Source organism: Thalassospira sp. CA1 (genome assembly GCF_059052855.1).
Map to the genome: position 1 here is coordinate 38339 of NZ_JBZCIA010000014.1, position 21747 is coordinate 60085.

Below are 21747 nucleotides of genomic sequence, written 5' to 3' on the forward strand. Positions count from 1 at the left end.
CCTTATGTGTTTATGGTTTTCAGGCCTGCGAAACCTTGCCCATCGCCATTGATACCATCAGATAGCTGAAACCCGACGACAACAAATTGATGCCAATCAACAAACCAATCGCCCACGTGGCCGAGCTTGGCAATTCGGCAAAGATCAGGACACCCGCCAGAACCGAAATCCCGCCAGAAACCAGCATCCACTTCCAGCCCGGAAACTGTTTGAGCCACAGCGCCATCAGGGTTTCAAAAATCCCGTGCAGCAAAAAGGCAATGGCCAGCAACACGGTCAATGTCACGATGCCACCCTCTGGCATGAAGGCCAGCCAGCCGCCAATCAGGGCAAAGACAATCCCCTGCACGACATCAAGGCTGCGCCGTGTCGGGGTATCGGCATTCCAGGCCCCGTAAAAATGACCCAGCGCCCCAAACAGGAACAGCCAGCCAATCACGGTTTTAAAGGCAATTGTCGTCACAAAGGGAAAGGCCACCGCCAGCACGCCCAGGATCAGCATTACCACGCCGACGTTGCGCAGCCGTTTGCGCCCCTTTTCCAAAAGGCCACGCATTTCCGGCGTTCCGTCATTAACGATCAAGGTCATGGTAGGGTGCTCCTGACTGCTGTGGATCGCGGCAATATCAACCTGAAATTGCTGCAAATTATAGCCCATCTAACGCCTGTAGAATAGGACAAGTTCCCAATGCGCTGATCTTAGTCGCAGGCCTTCGCCGCCGTGATCAGGCGTTCAGCAACCGCACGCACCGCTGGGCGCTGGTCATAGGCCGGCTGCACCAAAAACGTCGCAAGCGGGCTTCGAACCGGTGCGAAAGGCAGCATGATCAGGTCATGATTTTCAATTGCCGCACGCGCAAACGGCAAGCGCGCCAAAATCACGCCAAGCCCCGCATCCGCCGCAGACAGCCCGACACTGTAATCCTCAAACCGGCGATCAGATGGCTTGGGCCGATACTTGACCCCATGTTCGGCCAACCAGTGCCGCCAGCCGGTGGCGTCGCTGTCATTTAAAAGCGGTAAACTTGCAATTGCATCTGCATCAAGGCTGTGCGGATCGCGCCCATCCAGAAGCTTGGGCGAAATCAGCGGCACGAGATCATCGGCAAACAACACGCTTGATTTGGTGCCCGGCCATTGTCCCTTGCCACAGCGAATGGCGATGTCGGTCTGCCCGCCATCGAAATCGGCCAGCCGTTCGGTAATCTCGAGTTCAAGCCGCACATTCAGATCACGCTCGATCTCGGGCACAAGCTTAAGAAACCAGATCCGGGCATAGGATGGCAGCAAACTTATTTTGATGACATCCGGTCCACGACGTTGCCGCCAGGGCTGCGCGCCTTGCGACAAAAGATCAATCGCCGCCTGTGTTTCGCGCAAAAACCGTTGTCCATCTGGCGTCGGACGCACCCCGCGGCCATAACGTTCAAACAGATCATAGCCAAGCCATTGTTCGACCTGCGCAACATGGCGGCTTATCACGCTATGCGTCACACCCATTTCACTGGCGGCGGCCGAAAAGGACCCGTTGCGCGCCGCGGCCATCACCGCGGGCAACAGCGCAAGAGGCGGAAGGGAAAGGTCATTGCTGTGCACCATATGCACATCTGATCCCCAAGCTATGTTCTATGTCAACACTCATGATCGCGCTATCAGCAAGACAGAAGACAAATTCATTCGCATAGAACGAAGGGAATGCCGATGTTCTCACAAGCCACTTTGGGCCTTGCCTGTGCCCTGATTACGGTTCTGTCCTGGGCGGCGGCCTTTCCGTTGATCGGGGTTGCGCTTTCGGGGCTTGATCCCCTGCCCCTTGCAGCAGTGCGCTTTGCGTTGGCGGCCTGTCCGGCTGTGATCTGGCTTGCGATCAAACGTCCGGAAATGCCCAAGCTGGTTGATCTTGCAAGGCTGGCTCTTGGCGGTGCGCTTGGCATCAGCATCTATAACTGGTTGCTTAATACCGGTCAGCAAACGGTATCACCGGGCGCGGCAAGCTTTATTATCAATACGCTTCCGATCTGGACGGCGATGCTCGCGACAGTGTTTTTGCGCGACCGGTTCGGGATTGGTGCCTGGATTGCCACGGCGGTGAGTTTTTCCGGCGTGGTCCTGATCGCCGTTGGTCAACCCGGCCCGATGCGTTTTGGCAATGGCAGTTCGCTGATCTTGTTGGCATCCATGCTGTCAGCCACCTACTTCGTTTTGGTGCGCGGGGTGATTACGCGATATGGCCCGGCCACCTGCACCTGCTGGACGCTGATCACGGGCGCGCTGTGGTTAACCCCGTGGTTGCCCGACGGGATGGCGCAAATCAGTGTGGCTTCGGTTTCGGTGATTTCGGCGGTGTTGTTCCTTGGTCTTGTTTCCGCATCCCTTGGCTATGCCACCTGGAGCATCGCAATCGGCCATTTCGGCCCGGCATCGGCGGCAAACTTTTTATATCTGGTGCCGCCGATTGCCGTTGTGCTGGCATGGACTCTAAACGGCATTACCCCCGATATCCTGACCCTGATCGGCGGCGCGGTTGCGATAACCGGTGTGGTTATGTTGCGCATTTCCATGGCAAGATCGGCGCGCAAGGCAACTGCGTAACCAAGGGTGTGCCGGGCCTGGCCCGGCATATCAGAACGATTATAAAGAAAAACTGATAACTGGTTCACAATTCGATGCTTTGACATGGGGGTTTCAAGGGTCTATCAAATCCCAGACCTTATCCAATCTGGATGGAAACCCGTGTATTTCACACCGCTCAACAGCTTGGTTGCACGACGCACCCTGTCACTTTGTGTGGCGTGGCTGTTGCTGGTCAACGCGCTGTTTTTCGGGTTCATGCACGCGCCTGTCGCGCTTGAAACCGTGCCGACGTCGAACACGGAAGTTTCCCAGACCTATGTCCCGCTAATTATCTGTACCGCAAATGGCATCAAAACCATTTCGGTTCCAGCCGACCTTGCCGCAGATCGCACTGCCAATCCGCACAGTTCCGACGCCTTTGATGGCTTCCAGTGCGCAAGCTGTGGCCTTGGCAACCATGTGGTCGGCATGCCGGTTGAACCTGAATTGCCGCTGATCCATCGGATCCGGCTGTCTAATCAGGTCACTGCCCTTCACATTACGGCACGTCTGCACGATTTCTGCCCGATTGCCGCATCCCCGCGCGCACCGCCGGTCGCCATCTGACCGGATTTCCAAGCACTGTCTTTCAGGTCCTTGATGGCTGTTTTACGCCACAACTGTATCTGACGGACGTGGTTCTATCCGATCATTATCCCATACCAGCCGGTAAAACCGGCAACTTCCGGGACATCCCGGTTCACAGACTGGTGTCGATACGCGACGGCATTGCCGCGTATCCGTAAGTTTGCCAATGGGAGATCCCCATGAACAAAGACGACGCCTTGCTTGTATTGGAAAAACTTGCCGAACCCGCCGTTCTGACTTTGCCATCCGATGCCAGCATCGGACATCACAGCCAGGACCACACTTATGTTTACATTGTGCAGTCCGGGCTGGCACTGCGCTGCAAATACACCGAACAAGGGGAAAGGCAGGTCTGCCGGGTTTATCGCCCCGGCGATCCGATCGGCCTTGAAATGCTGGCGGTGACCGACCCGTCACTGGTGATTGAAACCATCGCACCCTCGGTGATCAAACGCATACCGATCCAGCGGATCCGTCTTGCCCAGCAAAATGACGCCCGCACGCAATCGGCTGTGACATCGCTTCTGGCAAGCGAGGTCATGGATGGTCAGCAACTTAAGATCAGCTTTGGCACCGGATCGGCCATGCGCCGCATTTGCCGGTTCCTGTTGTGGTCTGCCCACAATGATCTGGTATCGCTGCCCAACCGTGAAAAGCTTGGCAATATCGTTGCGACCACGACCGAAACGGCCAGTCGCATGATCGCCAATCTGAGGCGTGAGGGTGCAATCATCCGAAACCCGCGCATGCCATCGACCATGCGGATTGATCGCGACAAGCTGTGCAAGGTTGCAGGCGACCCGCAACAACAATCGGCGGCATAACTGGCCGTCACGATCATCAAACAACAAACGCACCGGGATACCGTTCCGGTGCGTTTTCTTTTGGACCAACACTGATGCTGATTATGACCCGGTGGGCTAAGAACCGGGTTGGGCAACCGGGAAACGGGCGGGCGAGGTCAGGTTGGCCTTAAGCAGGCTTTCCATATCGCTGGCACTGATCGGCTTGCTGAAATAGAAGCCCTGAACTTCATCGACACCCTCGGACGCGATATGTTCAAGCTGGGTTTCGGTTTCAATGCCTTCGACATTGACCGCCATGCCAAAGGATCGCGCCAGGAACACGACGGCGCGCACGATCGCAGCATTACCATCGGAACTGTCGATATCAATGATGAAGGACCGGTCGATCTTGATCTTGTCCACCGGGAAGCGTTTGAGATAGGCCAGCGACGAATACCCAGTCCCGAAATCATCAATCGCGATACGAATGCCCTGATTTCGCAGGATGCCAAGCGTGATGGCGGCTTCGCGCGGGTTGTCCATCACGGCCCCTTCGGTCACCTCGAACTGCAACTGATGGGGATCAAGTTCAGTGCGCGAAAGCACTTCGCCGACACTTTCAATCAGGTCTTCATGGCGGGCCAGTTCAAGCGGCGAAAGATTGACCGATATGGTCAATTGGCCATACCCCGCATCGCGCCATGCCTTGGTCTGATGGCAGGCCCGGTTCAGCACCCATTTGCCGATATCGGCAATGATGCCCATGCGCTCGGCAACCGGGATAAAATCAACCGGGCTGACCTGCCCGCGTGACGGGCTGAACCAGCGGACCAGTGCTTCCATACCGATGATACGATGACCGACGATATCAATGATCGGCTGATAGAACAGCTCCAGCTCGTCATTTTCAATCGCGTGGCTCAGATCGCGTTCCATCGCCTTGCGTTCCTGAACCTCGACCTGAAGTTTCGGTTCAAAGAAGTGATAGCGATTGCGTCCCTCGGCCTTGGAACAATAAAGCGCCAGGTCGGCATTGCGCAGCAGGTCCTTTTCATCGCGACCATCCTGCGGATACATGCAAATCCCGACCGAGGTCGAGGCCTGCACTTCATTGCCATCCAGCATGAAACGTTCGGAAATGCGTTCGATCAGGCGCTGGGCGACAAAGGTCACTTCCTCGACCGAGCCCGGCTCGTGGATCAGAACCGCAAATTCATCACCGCCAAGACGCGCGACCACATCCTCGTTGCGCAGGCAAACCCGCATGCGTTCGCCAACCCCCTGCAAAAGCAGATCGCCAATCGGATGGCCAAGCGTGTCGTTAATGTCCTTGAAGTTATCAAGATCAAACATCATCAGGACAAAGTGGCAGCGTTCGCGTTTGCTGCGTGCAACTGCGGCTGCCAGACGTTCCTGGAACAGGGTCCGGTTCGGAAGCCCGGTCAGCCCGTCATGATGGGCAAGGAACTGAATGCGCGCTTCGCTGCGTTTGCGATCGGTAATATCGGTGATCGATCCGTCAATCAGGGTCGGACGGCCCTTCTCGTCGCGGACAAGACGGGCATTTTCCTCGACCCAGATGATTTTGCCGTCTTCACGGCGCATCTCGGTTTCAAAGCCCTGCACAATCCCGTCGCGCAACAACCGCCCGATAAACCGCAAACGATTGACCGGGTTCAGATAATGAAACGCCCAGTCATGTTCCTTGGCGATCAGGCTTTCGACCGCGTCATAGCCCAGAATGGATGCAAAGGCCGGGTTGGCCGACAGGATCGGGCCAAGCGGAATGCTTTGAAACAGGCCTTCTGCCGAGTTTTCGAAAATGCCGCGGAATTTTTCCTCGGCATGGCGCAATGCGCGTTCGACCGACAGTTTTTCTGTCACGTCCTGACCGATACAGATCACACCGGCAACATCGCCATCTTCGCCGAAATGCGCGCGTGCATTCCATTGCAGCAGGCGGGTTTCCCCGTCGCGGCGCTTAAATGACAGGACTTCGTCCTTGATGATTTCGCCCGACAGCAACCGGCGCACTGCGGTGCGGACCCGTGCGCGATCTTCCTCAACCAGCAAGAAGTCAAAGAAGTTCTGGCCTGCGGCCTCCATCCAGGAATAGCCGAAAGTCCATTCACATTCGCGGTTATATTCCAGAATGCGCCCCTCAGCATCGAGGAACAGGATGACGCTGCCCGCCGTCTGAACCAAGGCGCGATAGCGTTCCTGACGCCGACGCAGGTCATATTCCGCCTGCCGGTTCTTGGTAATGTCGGTGATGGTAACGCTATAGCCCAGCAGCATACCGCCTTCGCCACGAATTTCAGTGGCATTGACCCGCACCCAGATCTGGCTGCCATCGGCCCGGCGCATTTCAATATCGCGGGCCTGAACACCCTTGCCGGATGCAAGATCACGGCGCAGCTGAATGCGGTCGCTGTCGCTGGCATAAAAGGTTTCGGGATGGCGAAAATAGGCCTGGGTCACTTCGCGCACGGAATCATAATTGAACAGTGACGCGGTTTCTTCGTTCACATTGGTGATCGTGCCTTCGGCATTCAGCTCGATAATCCCATGCACCGCATGTTCAAGGGCGCGGCGATAGCTTTCCTCGCGCGTGCGTTCCTGACCAAACAGCACCAGACAACCCGAATTTTCCAGCGTGATATATTGCCACTGGAAGAACCGCTGCCCGTAATGGACGGTGCGCGGGCTGTCGGTGTCAAATTGCGGACCTTCGTCACTGACCAGCGGGCGCTGGTCGCTTGGATGCATCAGATCAAGCGGCGATGCCATGCCCATTTCAAGGGCAAGCTGCTCTGCCGCGCAATTGGTGCTGCGCAGGCGACCGTTGGTTTCCACCAGCAACACCGGTTGCGGTGAAATCAGCGATCCGATGCCCGATGAAACAGTGGCTTCAATGGTTGTAAAGCGGATATAGGTGCGCCGACCGATGCTCAGCTTCCAGCCGAACAACACACATGCAGAGTCCCGGAACCCGCATTCGATATAATGGTAGCCGCCAATATCAAGAAGCCGCCCGGAAAGTTCGGCAAGCGGTTTCGACAGACCTTCAACTGCGTCGGGAGAAACCCATGCGCCGACCTGGACACTCTCGTCATAGGCTTCGCGCCATGCTGAATTTACGAGCAATCGTCCTTCGTCTGGATCATATGCTCCAGACGGCAAACACAGGTGGCTGATCAACGCCGTCAACATACCGACGGAATCGATTGCGTTGATGTCTCCCATAGCGGCTTTATTCGTCATGTTTGTTGTCGCTGCGCGACCATAACTGCTACCCCATGCAGTGCAAAGCCAAATTTTCCCCGACGAGAGCCACCAACCCCAATCATTTTGCTTGTATTTTTGTAGCGGCTTCATTTTTTGTTCTTTTGGTCGCGCATGCTGCCTTTTTCACGGCTTTCAACGCCCGCGCGACCGGTGCCGACAGAATGAACGCGATTTCACTACGTAATCCTTAAAATCCTTGAAAATTCATCGGTTAACTGTTGCCCGTGGAAGTTTATCGGCATACCATCGCTCGGCTCGGTGGTTTTCACACTGTCCGGATCCCAACGTCAAAGTCCGGATAAAAGCGTTTCAGGGAACCATCCTCGATAAGGAGTAACCAACGTGATTTCGCATCAGGACGCCTTGATCTACACAATGGTTATGGTATCGGCCGCCGATAACGATATCACCGACGCCGAACTTTCCGCGATGGGCCGCCGGGTCCGTTATCTTCCGATTTTTGCCGGATTTGACAATGATGGCGTCACCAGTGTTGCGCGCGATTGCGCCAAGCTGCTGGGCGAAGAAGACGGCATGGACCGCACGCTGGATATGATCCGCGATGCCCTGCCGCGCAAACTGCGCGAAACCGCCTATGTCTTCGCCTGTGAAATCGTCCTGTCCGACAGCGAAATCAGCCAGGAAGAACTCCGCATTCTTGAATTGCTTCGCCACCGGCTTGATATTGACCGGTTGGTCGGATCGGCCATCGAACGCGCCATGGCGGCGCGCTATGTCCGGCCCGGTGATTTTTGATGTTTGCAACGACGGCCGCGGCACCTTGCCAGCACGGCCTCGTTGAGTGAAAAACGGTTAATTCAGCATTCCAACTTTGTGTTGGGCCTGTCTGATCGAATTTGTGGAACCCAAAGCGCATTTTGGGCGTTACGCCCTGAACCTGCTGCTCTTGGTCATCCATAATGGGTCAGGACCCAGCCAACAAAACTTTCCGGTTTCGGGCCAATGGGCGCGGACCGTTTTTGCGTCGCCAATTCAGATATCGCTACCGTCACACAAAGGGATCGCCGTCATGACCGCTCTTTCCGGGGAAAACATCGCCTTTATCGGACTTGGATTGATGGGGCGTCCGATGGCGCTCAATCTTGAAAAGGCCGGTGCCGTCCTGACCGTCAATACCCGTAATCCCGAAACACTCAATGCCTTCGAAGACCTTGGCATTGCAACGGCCGGCACCCCGGCCGATGCCGCGGCCGAGGCCGACATCGTCATCATCTGTGTTGCCAACACACCCGCACTTGAAAATGTGCTTCTGGGTGAAGAAGGCATTATTGACGGCCTCGAAGAAGGCACCATCGTCATCGACATGGGCACAACCTCGGTCGAAGCCACACGGCGCTTTGCCGATGTGGTCGAAGAAGCTGGCGGCACATGGATTGATGCCCCGGTTTCCGGTGGCACCCACGGGGCTGAGAACGGCACCCTTTCCATCATGGTCGGTGCATCGCCCGAAGATTTCGAACGTGCCCATCGGGTGTTTGACGTCCTTGGTTCGCGCGTCACCCATGTCGGCGATGTCAGTTCCGGCCAGATCGCCAAGGCGGCCAATCAGATGATCGTCGGCATCACCATTGGTGCCGTTGCCGAAGCCTTTTCCATGGCCGATGAAGCCGGTGTCGATCTTGATAAATTGCGATCTGCTCTGACCGGTGGCTTTGCCGATTCCGCGATCTTGCAAAAGCACGGCGAACGCATGATCGAACGCAACTTCGAGCCGGGCGGCAAGGTCGTCACCCAGCGCAAGGACCTGTTCCAGGCGCTTGAATTTTCCGAAGGCGAACTGGGGGTCGAACTGCCCATCACCCGTCTTGCCATGGAACTTTATGACGAATTGATCGACATGGGTCATGGCGATCTCGATCATTCAGCATTGATCAAAGTCTATGAAGAAGACTGATGCCGATAACGTCGAACTGGTCTCGGTTCTGACCTGCGCCGAATGCGGGCATGTCGAAACCGAAACCATGCCGACCGATGCCTGCCAGTATTTTTATGACTGCAAGGGGTGCGGCGCGGTTCTGCGTCCCAAGGCCGGTGATTGCTGCGTTTTCTGTTCGTACGGCACCGTCCCCTGCCCGCCGATCCAGTTGCATGGGCGCGATGCGGACGGTGGCTGTTGCGGGCATGGCAACTAAGCCGTCCAATTGATCAGGCAACAAAGATTAGGCAACAATGCCCGGCTTGTGACTGCCGATCCGATACAGATAAAGGTGGTCTGATCCGGCTTTCATCGGCACCTCGCCAAACGCCTGCCAGCCGGGAATGGCAAAGGCGCGTGATATCAAAATGCCGCCATTTGCCATACGCTGATCGAGCACATCGCCAACATCGCCCATCACCCGTGGATCAAGAAAACACACCACAACGTCGCCCGGATCGCGATCAAGGGTTTTAAAATCCCCCCGTATGAAATCAAGGTTGGGCCGTGCAGCCAAAACCGCCCGCATCCGGCTGATGGCATAGGGGATTGGCGAAAGCTCGATACCGGTTACTTTGACCTCCGGCCTTGCCCGCGCAATCGCCAGCGCCAGATCCCCCCAGCCAGATCCAAAATCCGTCACGGCCTTGGTATCGCCGGGGATATAGGCGATGATTTCGTCGGCTGCCTTGGCCGATGTCGGCATCGGAACGGCCTTGAGACGGATTGCATACCCCGCAATCAGCGCCAAAATAATTCCGACAAGGGCCAGTACGGATAAATCAGTCATCAACCATCCAGATATGTTAGGGTCCGTGCCGCGCAGTGGTGCCACAGGCATGCGCGTACCGCAAGTCACGGCATACACAGCCAACTGAACACATTTGCAGAAGATACCGGAATGAGCCACGAAGAAACCGACAGCCGCATAACCGAGCTTGAAATACAGCTTGCCCACATGGAAACCGTCGTCACAGACCTGTCCGACATGATCAAAAAACAGTGGGATCGCATCGATCTGCTTGAACGTCAGAACAAATTAATGTCGTCTGATATTAAACGCATGATCGATTTCCTGCGTACAGCACCCGAAGACGACGCACCACCGCCGCATTATTGATGGCACGCAGGGTTTGCTGGTTTCTGGCGATCACGCCTGCCAATGAAAGATCGATTTGACCAACCTTTATCTCGACATACCGACCTTTGACGACTTCGGAAAGGTTCTTGATGGCACGGTGTATCATGCCCTTCCCGATGACTGGTGGGTGGGTACATCCGATGTGATTGGGTCGACCAAGGCGGTCGAAGCCGGTCGATACAAGGACGTCAATATGGTCGGTGCGTCGGTGATCTGCGCGGTCAGCAATGTGCTTGGCCATTCAGATTACCCGTTCCTGTTTGGCGGCGACGGCGCAAGTTTTGCCTGCCCCCCGGATCAGATTGACGCAGTGCGCGATGCCATGGCATCCACCGCCATCTGGGCGGCTGAAACCCTGGATCTTGAATTGCGTGTCGGTCTGGTGCGGATCGGCGATATCCGGGCTGCTGGCCATGATGTCCGCATCGCGCGCTACGCCGTTTCCAATCCGGTTTCCTATGCCATGTTTGCTGGCGGCGGCATGCAATGGGCCGAAGATCAGATGAAACAGGGCAACAACATGATCCCGGCGGCTCCGCCCGGCAGTCGACCGGATCTGACCGGGCTTTCATGCCGCTGGTCCCCGATCCGGGCCGAGGGTTCGGACGTCATTCTGTCGATTATTGTTGCAGGACGTGACGACCGCACCCGGTTTGATGCCACGGTTCATGAACTGTTTGCCATTCTTGATGACAGCCCGCGCAAAAGCAGCCCGATCCCCGAAAACGGACCAGGTGTCGCCTTCCCGCCGCCCGGCATGCATCTTGAGGCAGAGGCCACCAAACACAAGGAAGGCGGTTACGTCAAAGCATGGCTCAAGGCGCTTTATATCGCGCTGATTGCGGCCATCCTGATGAAAACCGGCTGGAAACTAGGCGCCTTTGATCCACGCCGCTATCGCGATTACACCGGCTACAATACCGACTTTCGCAAATTCGGCGATGGCCTGTGGATGACGGTGAATTGCAGTTTGACCCGTGCTGAGGAAGTCGAAGCCCTTTTGCATGCGGCAGAACTGCAAGGCGATATTCATTTTGGCACCCATCGCCAACGCAGTGCGATCATGACCTGCATTGTGCCCTCCATCACAAGCGATGCGCATTTCCATTTTCTTGATGGCGGCGAAGGCGGCTATACCGCGGCGGCCACGGCGTTCAAGGCAAAAAGAAAGCGCGATCAGGCCCTTGGCGCATCACCCGCTAATGCGTGAAACGCATCGATTGTGACGCTACAATAGATTTCTTGCATGACCATGGATTATCCCGGACACTTCCCTGATCCCGCACGGATCAGGATAGCCCCATGGACACCCGCGAGCTCGAAACCCTTATCGCCGTTGCAGACGCGCAATCCTTTCATGGCGCGGCGGATCGCCTTGGCCTGACGCAACCGGCCGTCACCCGCCGTATTCAGCGTCTTGAAGAACGCATTGGCAAAAGCCTGTTTGACCGCGCCAGCAAGCCCCTGCAACCAACCATCGCCGGGCACCGGGCGCTTACCGAGGCACGCGATTTGCTGCGCCGCCTTGAAGGTTTCAGTGACTCTGTTCTTGGCAACACCAAACGCCAGGGCCCGTTTCGCCTCGGCGTAAGCCACGGGGCCGCCCCGCTTTTGGCCGCCCAAGAACTCCGTTCCCTGCATCAGGCCTTCCCGGACATGTCGCTTTCGATCAAAAGCGGCTGGTCAGCCGAACTTCTTCCGCTGCTGCGCCGGGGTGAAATTGATGCCATGCTGTCGCTTGACGGGCCTAATGGCATTGTTGGCGGGGTACAAAGCCGCGATCTGCCCGCCAGCCTGTCGCCGCAAACCCTGCTCGATGATGAAATCGTTGCCATAGGCCCGAAATCATCCCGTTCCCATCCGACAACCATCGCCGAACTTGCCAAAAACCCTATGATCCTGATGCCCGAAGGCTGCACCTTCCGCGCGCTTGGCAATGCATGGGCGCATAAAAACGGGGTCGAATTTACCTCGGTGATTGAGGTCTCCGCCCTTGAATTGCAGATCGAAATGGTCGCCGCCGGGGCCGGTTACGGGATCATGGCACGTCGGTTTTGCCAGCACAGCCCGGCCGCAAACCGGATCAAGATCCTGGATATCCCTGGCATGAACTGGGGTATGGCCATCACCCTGATCCGTCGCGCATCAAGCTCTGATCTTGACGATATTATCGACAAGGTTGGCGAACTGGTGATTAATGCCGGCAAAGCATCCGATACCCCCCATGCAGAAATGTTATCAGCATCATAATCCGAATGAATTGGACGCATAGCGCCACCGCGTTCAATATCGCCACCAAACAATAATCCCTCCCGGAGGAACGCCTATGAGCCCCACTCAAAGCTCGCCCCAAAGTCCGCCGCCGCAAAGCCCCACACGCATGACCATCATGCGGGCAAAAAAATGGTTCCCGTGGCTGGTTCTGCTTTCGGGCTGTCTCGTTTTGTCGCTGAACCTTGGTGTGCGTCAGTCACTTGGCCTGTTTATCCCCGATATGCTCAATGACACGGGCTGGAACGCTGCCACCTTTGGTCTGGCCTTTGCCATTCAAAACCTGATGTGGGGTATTTCCGCCCCGATCGCCGGTGCCATTGCAGATCGGTTTGGCACAACCCGGACCCTGATTGGCGGCGGTATCGTTTATGCGCTTGGGCTTTATCTGATGGGCACATCAGCCTCCCCCGGCGAGCTTTACCTCACTGCAGGTTTCCTGATCGGCACCGGTGTTGGCATAACGAGTTTTCCGGTGGTACTTGCCGCCATCAGCCGCGTTTTCAGCAATGAAAAGCGAAGCTTCGCACTGGGTCTGGCCTCCGCCGGTGGTTCCGTTGGTCAGTTGGTAATGGCCCCGACCACCCAGGCGCTCAACAGCTCGCTTGGCTATGTCTCAGCGCTTGTTATCCTCGCAGCCATTTCGATGCTGATCATCCCGGCCGCCTTTGCCATGACCGGCAAGGCCGAAGGCAACAGCCCAACCGCCACCCCCGATCTGGGTCCGCAAGGCTTGGCCGCCGCGTTCCACGAGGCCCGCAAACATCGTGGCTTCGCATTGCTCAATGCCGGTTTCTTTGTCTGCGGCTTCCATATCGCGGTGATCGCCACCCACCTTCCGACCTTTACCGAACTGTGCGGCTTGCCCCGTTCGGTCGCCGCCGAAGGTCTGGCATTGATCGGTCTGTTTAACATTGTCGGCACGCTTACGGCCGGCTGGGCCGGTGGCAAATGGCGCAAGAAATATGGCCTGTCGTTTATTTACGGCATGCGTGCACTGGTCATCGTGATCTTTATCTTCGCACCCAAAACATCCGAAACCATCTTGCTGTTTTCGGCATCGATGGGCGCACTTTGGCTTTCGACCGTGCCACTGACCAGTGGCCTTATCGCACAGGTCTTTGGGCCGCGTTACATGGCAACCCTGTTTGGTATTGTCATGCTGTCCCATCAGATCGGCGCGTTCTTTGGCGCCTGGATGGGCGGCATTGTCTATGACCTGACCGGTAATTTCGATGCCGTCTGGTGGGCATCGGTGGCTCTCGGCGTCTTTGCCGCCATCGTCCATATGCCCATTGATGACAGGGAACTGCGCGCCACGGCCAAGGCGTAGGTTCGCCAAGCATTTCACAATTCAAAGCAGCGCCCGGCACCATTCGGGCGCTGCTTTTTTTGTCCTCTTTTCCAACCATCGGCTTTGCGTTAAAACGCAGACCATGGACAGACCGATTTACATCACCCCCGAAGGGCTAGAGGCCCTTAAATCCGAACTCGACCACCTTTGGAAAAAGGAACGGCCCGAAGTCGTGGCTGTCGTCCATTGGGCCGCGGGCAATGGCGACCGTTCGGAAAACGGGGATTACATCTATGGCAAAAAGCGCCTGCGCGAAATCGACCGGCGTGTGCGATACCTGCGCAAACGGATCGAGGATGCCGTCGTTGTCCGCTCTGATGAACAACCCGATCACGCCCACATCTTCTTTGGCGCCACCGTCACCTATGTGAATGCCCGCGACGAAGAAAAAACCATCCGCATCGTTGGCGAGGACGAAGCCGACAGCCTCAATGGCAAGATCAGCTGGATCTCGCCGGTGGCGCGCGCCCTGATGAAATCGGGTGTCGGCGATGTGGTGACGGTCCGCACACCGTCCGGCGAAGACGAACTCGAAGTCCTTGAAATCAGCTATCCGGCCTAAATCTACATCCGGCTTTTAACCCGCCGTGTTGGCTCGGCAACTTGCGGATCATCTGGCCAATAATGTTTGGGATAACGCCCCTTCATCTCGGCCTTCACCTGCGCATAGGATCCGTTCCAAAAGCCGATCAGGTCACTGGTCACCTGAATGGGCCGTTGCGCGGGGGATAGCAGATGCAGCGTCACCGCAACCTTGCCATTCGCCACCTTTGGCGTTTCGGTGGCGCCAAACATTTCCTGCATGCGCACCGGCAAAGCAGGTGTTTCACCGCTATAATCAATGCGGATGTTTGAGCCCGTGGGCACCTGCCAATGGGTGGGGGCCAGACGATCCATGTCCTGTCGCTGGTTCCAGTCAATCCCGGCGAGTAACGCCTCAGACAGATTGATCTGTTTAAGCTGGCCTCGTTTGGCAATGCCACCAAGATAGGGTGCCAACCAGTCTTCAAGCGATCCCAAAAGCCCTTCATCAGAAACATCGGGCCAGACATCACCCTCCACCCGATGAAGAAACGCCAGCCTTGCGCGCAAACCTTCTGATGCCTTGTCCCATGGCAGGCAATGCAGGCCGAGCTTGCGGATACCCTCGATCATGGCCGCTGTAATCGCCTCCGGATCGGCTTCGTCATGGGTGGCTTTTTCATCCAACACCAGTGCGCCAATCCGGCGCTGCCAACGGGCCGCCACCGCATCGCTTTGCGCGTCCCAGAAGACTTCCGTGCCCTCGGATATCTGATCGGCAAAATGGGTCTCAAGGGTTGCACGCGCCACCGGGGCTGCAAGGTAAATCTTGGCCTCGCGCGCCTGCCCGTCCAGCTCGGCCACCGCGATATAGGGCTCCGACGCCAAGCTATCTTCATTGGGTAAAACACCACCGCGCCCGCCCGACAGGCGATAGCGCGCGTCCGCCCCCTTGCGCCGCTCCCCGATTCGGTCGGGATAGGCAAAGGCCAAAAGCAAGCCAACCTCATCGGCCCGATCCACGCGCGCGGTATCGGGTTTTGCCAACCCGCCCTGCTTGGCGGCATCGCGCAAACGGCGGGCCAGTTGCTTGGCGGCCTCGGAGATCATTTTGGGTGCCCGGCCCTTGATGATCGCTTCCACCCGAATGCGCAAATCCGCCCCGCGCCCGCGCATGAAATCGCGATCAGACAACAAAGCCGCTAAGGCACAGGCGACATCATCAAGGCCAAGCTGTGCGCCGCGCAACATCATATGCGCCAACCGCGGATGAACCGGCAATCCGGCCATGGCAGTGCCCATCGGCGTAATGCGGTTATCATCATCAAGTGCTTCAAGCCCGCGCAAGACATCGCGCGCCTGATCAATCTTGGCATGATCGGGCACATCGAGCCACGGCAGCGTTTCGGGATCGGTAACACCCCAACGGGCCAGCTCCAGCGTCAGCGGTGCCAGATCGGCATCAGATATTTCCGGCGCGGTAAAGGGCGCACGGGCACGATGTTCGTTTTCCGGCCACAGACGATAACACACGCCCGGTTCCAGTCGCCCGGCGCGACCACGGCGCTGCTCGGCACTGGCTTGTGATGATTTGACCGTGACCAGCCGCGTCATGCCCGATGCCGGATCAAACCTTGGCAGGCGTTGCAGGCCGCTATCAATCACCACCCGAATGCCATCGATGGTCAACGACGTTTCGGCAATCGCCGTGGCCAAAACCACCTTGCGCTTGCCGTCCGGGGTGGGCTGGATCGCGATGTCCTGCGCCTTGGCATCCATTGCGCCATAAAGCGGGGCGATGATGACATCACTTCCCACTGCATCCTTAAGCGCGCCTTCAACCCGGGTGATTTCGCCCTGCCCCGGCAGGAAGGCCAGGATCGATCCGCTTTCCTCGCGAAGCGCCGTTTTGATCGCCGATGTCATTTCGGCGTCTATGCGGACATTGCCCCATTTATCGGGCTTGGGGGCCACGTATCTCGTTTCAACCGGATAGGCGCGGCCTTCGGATGTGATCACCGGGCAATCGCCCATCAGGCGTGCAATCGGTTCGCCATCAACGGTGGCGGACATGACAACAAGGCGCAGATCATCCCGCAGCGCCCCTTGCGTTTCAAGGGCAAGGGCCAAGCCCAGATCGGCATCAAGGGACCGTTCGTGAAATTCATCAAACAGGACGGCGGCAACACCCGAAAGTTCGGGGTCATCCTGAATCATGCGGACCAGAATGCCCTCGGTGACGACCTCGATCTTCGTGTCCTTGGAAATCTTGCTGTCAAACCGGACGCGATAGCCCACACGCCCGCCAACCGCCTCGCCGAGTAACTGCGCCATGCGCCGCGCACTGGCACGCGCGGCCAGACGACGGGGTTCGAGCATGATGATCTTCTGATCCCCGCGCCACGCGCAATCCAGCAACGCCAGCGGCACCTTGGTCGTCTTGCCCGCCCCCGGTGGGGCCTGCAGCACGGCATTGGTGCCCCGTTCCAGCGCGGAAATCACATCCGGCAGAACAGCATCAATCGGCAGGGCGGGAAATCGGGAACTCATATGTTTTCAATACTCAGCTTGGCACAGCAGATGTCTGTTTGCGGGCATTGCCTAGCAATATCCCTGCGGGGTTGGCCGGGGCAATGAAAATCACGCCAGAATTTATTCTGGCAGCGGATGCCGATTGATCGGCCTCAATGCGCGCGCCCCTGATGATGATAGAATGGTTTTATTGTTTTGGGCAGTTTCCCGCCTTCGATCTGCAAAAATGCGACGGGTCATCTGCACATAATGGTCTCATCCCTTCGGAACAGGAGACTTATGATGAAAAGATATCTCGCAATTACCGCAGTCGGACTGATGCTTGCCGGTGCGCTTGGCGTCGCCCAGGCCCAACAAGGCCCACAAATGATGAACCCTAACGGCCAAGGCATGATGCAAGGTCCGGGCATGATGGGTCAGGGATATGGCCCGGGCAACGGACAAGGTTACGGTCCCTGCAACACGATGCCGTGCAATGACGGTGCGATGGGGCCCGGTATGATGAATGGCGGCATGATGATGGGCGGCATGATGGGCAAAATGCATGGCCCGGAAATGATGATCGTCATGATGGACACCAACGGCGATGGCCAATTGGCGCTTGAAGAATTCCAGGCGGTCCATAACCGGATGTTCAACTATCTTGACGAAAATGGCGATGGGCAACTGACCGCTGACGAGCTGCGCCAACGCTAGGCGCAATGATCAGGCCCCGCGCCTGACACCAAGGATGATGCCCTGCTCCGCTCCGATGCGCTGCAGGGTCTTCATCCCGCGCGTCAGGCCATAAAGCGTTTCCATCGCCCCTTCCGCCTTGGCCCGCGATGCTGCCGCGCGTGTGATGTCATAAAGCCCACGAAACACCGGTTCGGGCAAGGCACGCAAAGCCGCCTCCTTCTCCACCCGGTTCGGATCGGGATGGGCAAAACTGAGTGGCGCGGTCGGGTCGAAATTTGGCATGGTTTAATCTTGCGGGCTCGACGGGTTGGGGTCGGTGTTTTCTATCACGATTGACAGCGCCCAGACCATCCATGCCTGCGTCCAGCGCATGTAATTGCGCCGATCCGGTCTGCCGTCTTTCTTGATCCCGGCAAAGAACAGATCGCGGCTCGGATCAAAAAGCCTATCTGCGGCCCATACTGCCACCCGGATTACGTCATCCAGCTCCCCAAACCGGCAAAGACTTGCCATCGCCTGTGCAACTGCATGGGCATCAAGGTAGCCATCGCGCCCGGCAAAGCTGCGCGGCAGATCATCTTTATCGAAGCACGCAGCGCGATAGAATTGCCACCCACATGCAATGGCATTGTCCAGCCCGCGTATCCCCAAATTTCGAAACCGGTCCAGCAGATCAAGTACATAGCCCGTGTGAAACCCGTCCACGAACTGGTGATGGGACCGCGTGCCATAGGCCCAACTGCCATCAGCCTTTTGCGCATTGATAACGCGCGCCACCGCCTGTGCGTTTTTATCATTCGGCCCGATGATCCGATGCAGCGCAAAGGCCGCCCACAGGCTGGCATTATGGATTTCAACGTTACTGTGATCGAAATAGGCGAAATAGCCCTCCCGCCAGAGCTTGCTTTCAACAAACCCTGCTGCATGAACCAACGCCGGGTGATCCTTTTGCATCCCGCTTTGAAGTAACGCGTCAACGACAAAGCTTGTCACAATCGCATTGCTTTGATGGCGCTTGGCGTAAAAGGCCCGCGCCTGCCATTCAAACGGATATCCCCACCCGCCATCCGGGTTTTGCATTTCAAGCAGGCGTCCCCGAACATCACAAAGGACCACACCATGCGCAGCGCCACTTAGCAGGGCTAGTGTCTTGGGATTGACCATAGGGGGAATACGAACAACCTTGCGCAAACCTTGCGGGCCACGCTTGATTGCCTGTAACCATGCCAACCGCGCCAGTCCGAACCGGCCAAGGCCGCTTGCGCGGAATACAGCACTTTCAAGCCCGTCAAAGGGATCAGCCCCGGCAAAGCCATCGGCGACCATGCGGGCCATCACGCGATCCCGGATATCGATCAGACGATCCCTATTCATGCGCACACCCCGCACGCGAAGCAATCCCCGCCGCGATCCCGCAACAGACCAGATAATGACCGTAATTCAACGTATTATCCGTCACCATCGTCAGCATCACCGAAAGCAGGATACAGACGGCAAGGCGCGCATGGCGCACGGTCCAAAGCATGACACCCCATCCCGTCGTCCAAAGCATCGCCCCGGCAATGCCGGTTTCGAACAGCATGCGGAAGTGATCGTTATGCAGGGCACCAAAGGATGCAAAGGATTGATAGCCGGACAGGATTTCCTCCACCGAACCGGCCCCGAAACCAAGCCATCTTTGCCCGACAGAGCCGCCCTGCCACATCTCCCAGAAGTCCTGCCAGAACGCCAACCGCCCGCTGCCATGGGTCAGAAACAGGCGCGGTAGATGGGACATCGCAAACCAGCCAGCCACGGCCAACGCGGCCATACCAACAATCCACGTCATCGCCCGCGAAAACCGGATCATCCCGATCAGATTGACCAACATCGCCAACACCGCAATCCGCGTTTGACTGAGCAACACCGCCAAGGCCGATCCCGCGGCAAGCAGCCGACAGCCCCGCCACCGGGCCACCGAACAGAGCGCAAAAAGCCCCAGAAACAAGAACGGTTGATTAAGGCGCATGCCTTCATGGGTCATCTGAAACGAACTAAACAGCAGCAGATAAACCACCAGAACCGGCATCATCACCCGAAGGCTGTCCCGACCAATCACAAGCCCGACCAACAGCCCAACGGGCAGCATCAAAAGGTTACCGATCAGACGGAGTTTTTCGAGGCTTGCCCCATTGCCAGTGGCAATGACACCAATCAGCCCGGCAAAAAACAAACTGCCCACAAGCAAACCCGGCGTAATTCGAACCGGACGGGCGTAAGCGCACAGCATCACAATCCAGAAACCAAGCAGAATAAGCTTGGCGGCCATCCCGCCCGCTGCAATCAGCCAGAGAGAAGTGCCCATTAAAAGATTACCCGCAAGCACCAGCCAGATCGGCAGTAATACTGCTTGGCTGGCGGTTCCCTGCCCCTGCCCGGCGTATTGCACAACCCCAGACTCAATAGCATTCATCACTCAACCCCCTGCGCAAGCAGCGCGACAGGGTGCGAAAATTCGGCTAGGCTGAAGCTCTTGATTTCAAAGCAGATTGGCTGACCTTGATGCTCTGGCTGGCGCAAACCTGTCTGATGGTGCAGATCATTCTGGCCCCGCTGTTGCTCGGCGGATTGCGGCCATGGGCGCTTGCCCTTCTGTCGATCCTGACCGGTATCGGCATGCTTGCGATTTCCCTGCGCCCCGGTCCCGTGCAAATCGGCAAGTACCTGCTTTATCTTTGGATCGGGATCGCTGCCCTGATTGGTTGGGCGATCCTGCAAAGCCTGCCGATCTGGCCAGTTCAAGTTTATCCGTTCAATGCACCGCACATCGCACTTGCCCCGTATGGTTGGCTGAATATCGCGGCGTATCTGATCTGGATGGGCGGTGTTGCGAGCCTGACAGCACTTTTGGCGCGCCTTAACAACCATCTGAATATCACGATCGCCCGCACCATTGTCATCACATGTGCGCTTCAAGTGGCGCTTGCAGCAGGTGCCGATGTGATGGGATGGCAGACGACATTCTGGTTTGCCAAACAGGCCCATCTTGGCGACAGGTCCGGCAGCTTCGCCAATCGTACAGCGTTCGGAACTCTGATGGGGTTGGGTATTCTGGCCTGCCTGTTTTTGTATGATCAAAGCCGGGTACTGAACACGGCCAAGCGCCTTGATCAGGCGGGTGGCTGGCTGGCGATTGCTGTGTTGTTTGCAGCGGCCATTATCGAAAGCCATTCGCGGCTGGCCTTTGTCATGGCGCTGGTTGGCGGGGCACTGTTTATCATCCTGAACCCGCGCGAAAACGTGCAAAGCCTTAAACGGCTGATTGTGATCGCGCTTGGCATTATCGCGGCCATCACCATCGCAATCATCGCATCGCCGGAACTTTTCGACCGCTTCACCAACCTTGCCCGCAGTGATCTGATCCAGCGCGATGATTTGTGGATCACCGCCCTGCACGCGATTGCAGAACGACCATTGACCGGATGGGGTGCCGACAGCATTGGACTGGTCATTGCTCATTTCGCCACCCCGGACCTGAACGCCCATGCCCACTGGTTTAGCAGCCATAACCTGTGGCTTGATGGCGCAATCATGTTTGGTGTTCCGGTCATGCTGATCCTCGCAACAGCACTTATACTCGCGATCAAAACGGTGCTTGCCACCTGCCAGCAACCCGACACGCGCGCGCTTTTGATCTCCCTTTTTGCGGTGGCAATGCTTGGCAGCATGGGTGATTGGGTCATGCTCATGCCGGCCCTTATTCTGCCGATGGTGATGCTGGGAATGGCAAGCTTTGAAGCCGCATTTGCAGCCCATCGCGCAATGCCTGCACGCGGGGATCACGCGGGGCAATCGCCTGCGCCTGATCGAGAAGCTTTGCGCTAAGCACCAAATCATCCGCGGCCACTATTCCCGCCTTCAGCCCCAGCAAAACCGGATCAAACGGCCAATCGATCAGCCGCTGTTTAAGCTGTTCGTCAAGCGCTGTGCCATCGTCCACCATCGCATCACGCTCTGCACCAAAGCCGTCTCCGTTGGCAAAGGCTGCACGTTTGTTTTC

21 protein-coding genes are annotated in these 21747 nt (G+C 57.2%); 13 read left to right on the plus strand and 8 right to left on the minus strand.

Going from position 1 to position 21747, the window contains the following annotated elements:
- Nucleotides 1-19: 19 nt before the first annotated feature.
- Both AC5Q5A_RS18675 and AC5Q5A_RS18680 read right to left on the minus strand, forming a co-directional pair.
- Nucleotides 20-589, minus strand: a complete 570-nt coding sequence (locus AC5Q5A_RS18675) for an HdeD family acid-resistance protein (RefSeq protein WP_040823471.1) — start codon at nucleotides 587-589, stop codon at nucleotides 20-22.
- 110 nt (nucleotides 590-699) lie between these two features.
- The gene (locus AC5Q5A_RS18680) at nucleotides 700-1599 is read right to left on the minus strand and encodes a LysR substrate-binding domain-containing protein (protein ID WP_493896212.1); all 900 of its coding nucleotides are present in this window, start codon (nucleotides 1597-1599) and stop codon (nucleotides 700-702) included.
- 102 nt (nucleotides 1600-1701) lie between these two features.
- Between AC5Q5A_RS18680 and AC5Q5A_RS18685 the strand changes: the two genes are divergently transcribed.
- From AC5Q5A_RS18685 to AC5Q5A_RS18695, 3 genes are all read left to right on the plus strand, one after another.
- Nucleotides 1702-2592 carry a DMT family transporter gene (locus AC5Q5A_RS18685; protein ID WP_493896213.1) on the plus strand — a complete coding sequence of 297 codons (891 nt, stop codon included), beginning with the start codon at nucleotides 1702-1704 and terminating at the stop codon, nucleotides 2590-2592.
- A 141-nt stretch (nucleotides 2593-2733) separates the two neighbouring features.
- Entirely contained in the window at nucleotides 2734-3180 is a 447-nt protein-coding gene (locus AC5Q5A_RS18690) for a DUF2946 family protein (protein ID WP_008890257.1), read from the plus strand.
- Nucleotides 3181-3380: 200 nt separating this feature from the next.
- Nucleotides 3381-4025, plus strand: a complete 645-nt coding sequence (locus AC5Q5A_RS18695) for a Crp/Fnr family transcriptional regulator (RefSeq protein ID WP_064788484.1) — start codon at nucleotides 3381-3383, stop codon at nucleotides 4023-4025.
- 96 nt (nucleotides 4026-4121) lie between these two features.
- Here the strand turns inward: AC5Q5A_RS18695 and AC5Q5A_RS18700 are convergent, their stop codons facing one another.
- The gene (locus AC5Q5A_RS18700) at nucleotides 4122-7133 is read right to left on the minus strand and encodes a sensor domain-containing protein (protein ID WP_493896214.1); all 3012 of its coding nucleotides are present in this window, start codon (nucleotides 7131-7133) and stop codon (nucleotides 4122-4124) included.
- 483 nt (nucleotides 7134-7616) lie between these two features.
- Between AC5Q5A_RS18700 and AC5Q5A_RS18705 the strand changes: the two genes are divergently transcribed.
- The 3 genes from AC5Q5A_RS18705 to AC5Q5A_RS18715 all read left to right on the plus strand — a co-directional run bounded on the left by AC5Q5A_RS18705 (nucleotide 7617) and on the right by AC5Q5A_RS18715 (nucleotide 9427).
- On the plus strand, nucleotides 7617-8030 hold the full coding sequence (locus tag AC5Q5A_RS18705; RefSeq protein WP_008890260.1) for a tellurite resistance TerB family protein: 414 nt from the start codon (nucleotides 7617-7619) through the stop codon (nucleotides 8028-8030).
- Nucleotides 8031-8304: 274 nt separating this feature from the next.
- Nucleotides 8305-9189 (plus strand): NAD(P)-dependent oxidoreductase, encoded by an 885-nt coding sequence (locus AC5Q5A_RS18710; RefSeq protein ID WP_063087726.1) that lies wholly within the window; start codon nucleotides 8305-8307, stop codon nucleotides 9187-9189.
- Nucleotides 9176-9427 (plus strand): GDCCVxC domain-containing (seleno)protein, encoded by a 252-nt coding sequence (locus tag AC5Q5A_RS18715; RefSeq protein ID WP_493896215.1) that lies wholly within the window; start codon nucleotides 9176-9178, stop codon nucleotides 9425-9427. The genes AC5Q5A_RS18710 and AC5Q5A_RS18715 overlap by 14 nt, the downstream gene beginning before the upstream one ends.
- Before the next feature lie 27 nt (nucleotides 9428-9454).
- On the opposite strand, the gene AC5Q5A_RS18720 is transcribed toward AC5Q5A_RS18715, so the two are convergent.
- Nucleotides 9455-10000, minus strand: a complete 546-nt coding sequence (locus AC5Q5A_RS18720; protein ID WP_493896216.1) for a class I SAM-dependent methyltransferase — start codon at nucleotides 9998-10000, stop codon at nucleotides 9455-9457.
- Nucleotides 10001-10111: 111 nt separating this feature from the next.
- Here AC5Q5A_RS18720 and AC5Q5A_RS18725 point away from each other — a divergent pair, with 111 nt between their 5' ends.
- From AC5Q5A_RS18725 to greB, 5 genes are all read left to right on the plus strand, one after another.
- Nucleotides 10112-10330, plus strand: coding sequence for a SlyX family protein (locus AC5Q5A_RS18725; protein WP_063087720.1), 219 nt, complete (start codon nucleotides 10112-10114; stop codon nucleotides 10328-10330).
- 55 nt (nucleotides 10331-10385) lie between these two features.
- The gene (locus AC5Q5A_RS18730) at nucleotides 10386-11561 is read left to right on the plus strand and encodes a DUF3095 domain-containing protein (RefSeq protein WP_493896217.1); all 1176 of its coding nucleotides are present in this window, start codon (nucleotides 10386-10388) and stop codon (nucleotides 11559-11561) included.
- A gap of 92 nt (nucleotides 11562-11653) precedes the next feature.
- Nucleotides 11654-12601, plus strand: coding sequence for a LysR family transcriptional regulator (locus AC5Q5A_RS18735; RefSeq protein ID WP_493896218.1), 948 nt, complete (start codon nucleotides 11654-11656; stop codon nucleotides 12599-12601).
- Between the two features lie 76 nt (nucleotides 12602-12677).
- Nucleotides 12678-13955 carry an MFS transporter gene (locus AC5Q5A_RS18740; protein WP_246879191.1) on the plus strand — a complete coding sequence of 426 codons (1278 nt, stop codon included), beginning with the start codon at nucleotides 12678-12680 and terminating at the stop codon, nucleotides 13953-13955.
- 103 nt (nucleotides 13956-14058) lie between these two features.
- Nucleotides 14059-14538 carry a transcription elongation factor GreB gene (gene greB / locus AC5Q5A_RS18745; RefSeq protein ID WP_493896219.1) on the plus strand — a complete coding sequence of 160 codons (480 nt, stop codon included), beginning with the start codon at nucleotides 14059-14061 and terminating at the stop codon, nucleotides 14536-14538.
- A 2-nt stretch (nucleotides 14539-14540) separates the two neighbouring features.
- On the opposite strand, the gene hrpB is transcribed toward greB, so the two are convergent.
- The gene (hrpB, locus tag AC5Q5A_RS18750) at nucleotides 14541-17048 is read right to left on the minus strand and encodes an ATP-dependent helicase HrpB (protein WP_493896220.1); all 2508 of its coding nucleotides are present in this window, start codon (nucleotides 17046-17048) and stop codon (nucleotides 14541-14543) included.
- Between the two features lie 264 nt (nucleotides 17049-17312).
- Here hrpB and AC5Q5A_RS18755 point away from each other — a divergent pair, with 264 nt between their 5' ends.
- Nucleotides 17313-17726 carry a hypothetical protein gene (locus tag AC5Q5A_RS18755; protein WP_493896221.1) on the plus strand — a complete coding sequence of 138 codons (414 nt, stop codon included), beginning with the start codon at nucleotides 17313-17315 and terminating at the stop codon, nucleotides 17724-17726.
- A 9-nt stretch (nucleotides 17727-17735) separates the two neighbouring features.
- Here AC5Q5A_RS18755 and AC5Q5A_RS18760 read toward each other — a convergent pair whose 3' ends face one another.
- The 3 genes from AC5Q5A_RS18760 to AC5Q5A_RS18770 are packed head-to-tail and all read right to left on the minus strand — an operon-like array spanning nucleotide 17736 to nucleotide 20160.
- Nucleotides 17736-17990, minus strand: a complete 255-nt coding sequence (locus AC5Q5A_RS18760; RefSeq protein WP_493896222.1) for a hypothetical protein — start codon at nucleotides 17988-17990, stop codon at nucleotides 17736-17738.
- Nucleotides 17991-17993: 3 nt separating this feature from the next.
- On the minus strand, nucleotides 17994-19082 hold the full coding sequence (locus AC5Q5A_RS18765; protein ID WP_493896223.1) for a prenyltransferase/squalene oxidase repeat-containing protein: 1089 nt from the start codon (nucleotides 19080-19082) through the stop codon (nucleotides 17994-17996).
- Complete coding sequence (locus AC5Q5A_RS18770) at nucleotides 19075-20160, minus strand: O-antigen ligase family protein (protein WP_493896224.1); 1086 nt, start codon at nucleotides 20158-20160, stop codon at nucleotides 19075-19077. Before AC5Q5A_RS18770 ends, AC5Q5A_RS18765 begins: the two co-directional genes overlap by 8 nt.
- An 89-nt stretch (nucleotides 20161-20249) precedes the next feature.
- Here AC5Q5A_RS18770 and AC5Q5A_RS18775 point away from each other — a divergent pair, with 89 nt between their 5' ends.
- Complete coding sequence (locus AC5Q5A_RS18775; protein ID WP_493896254.1) at nucleotides 20250-21572, plus strand: O-antigen ligase family protein; 1323 nt, start codon at nucleotides 20250-20252, stop codon at nucleotides 21570-21572.
- The last annotated feature ends 175 nt before the right edge of the window (nucleotides 21573-21747 follow it).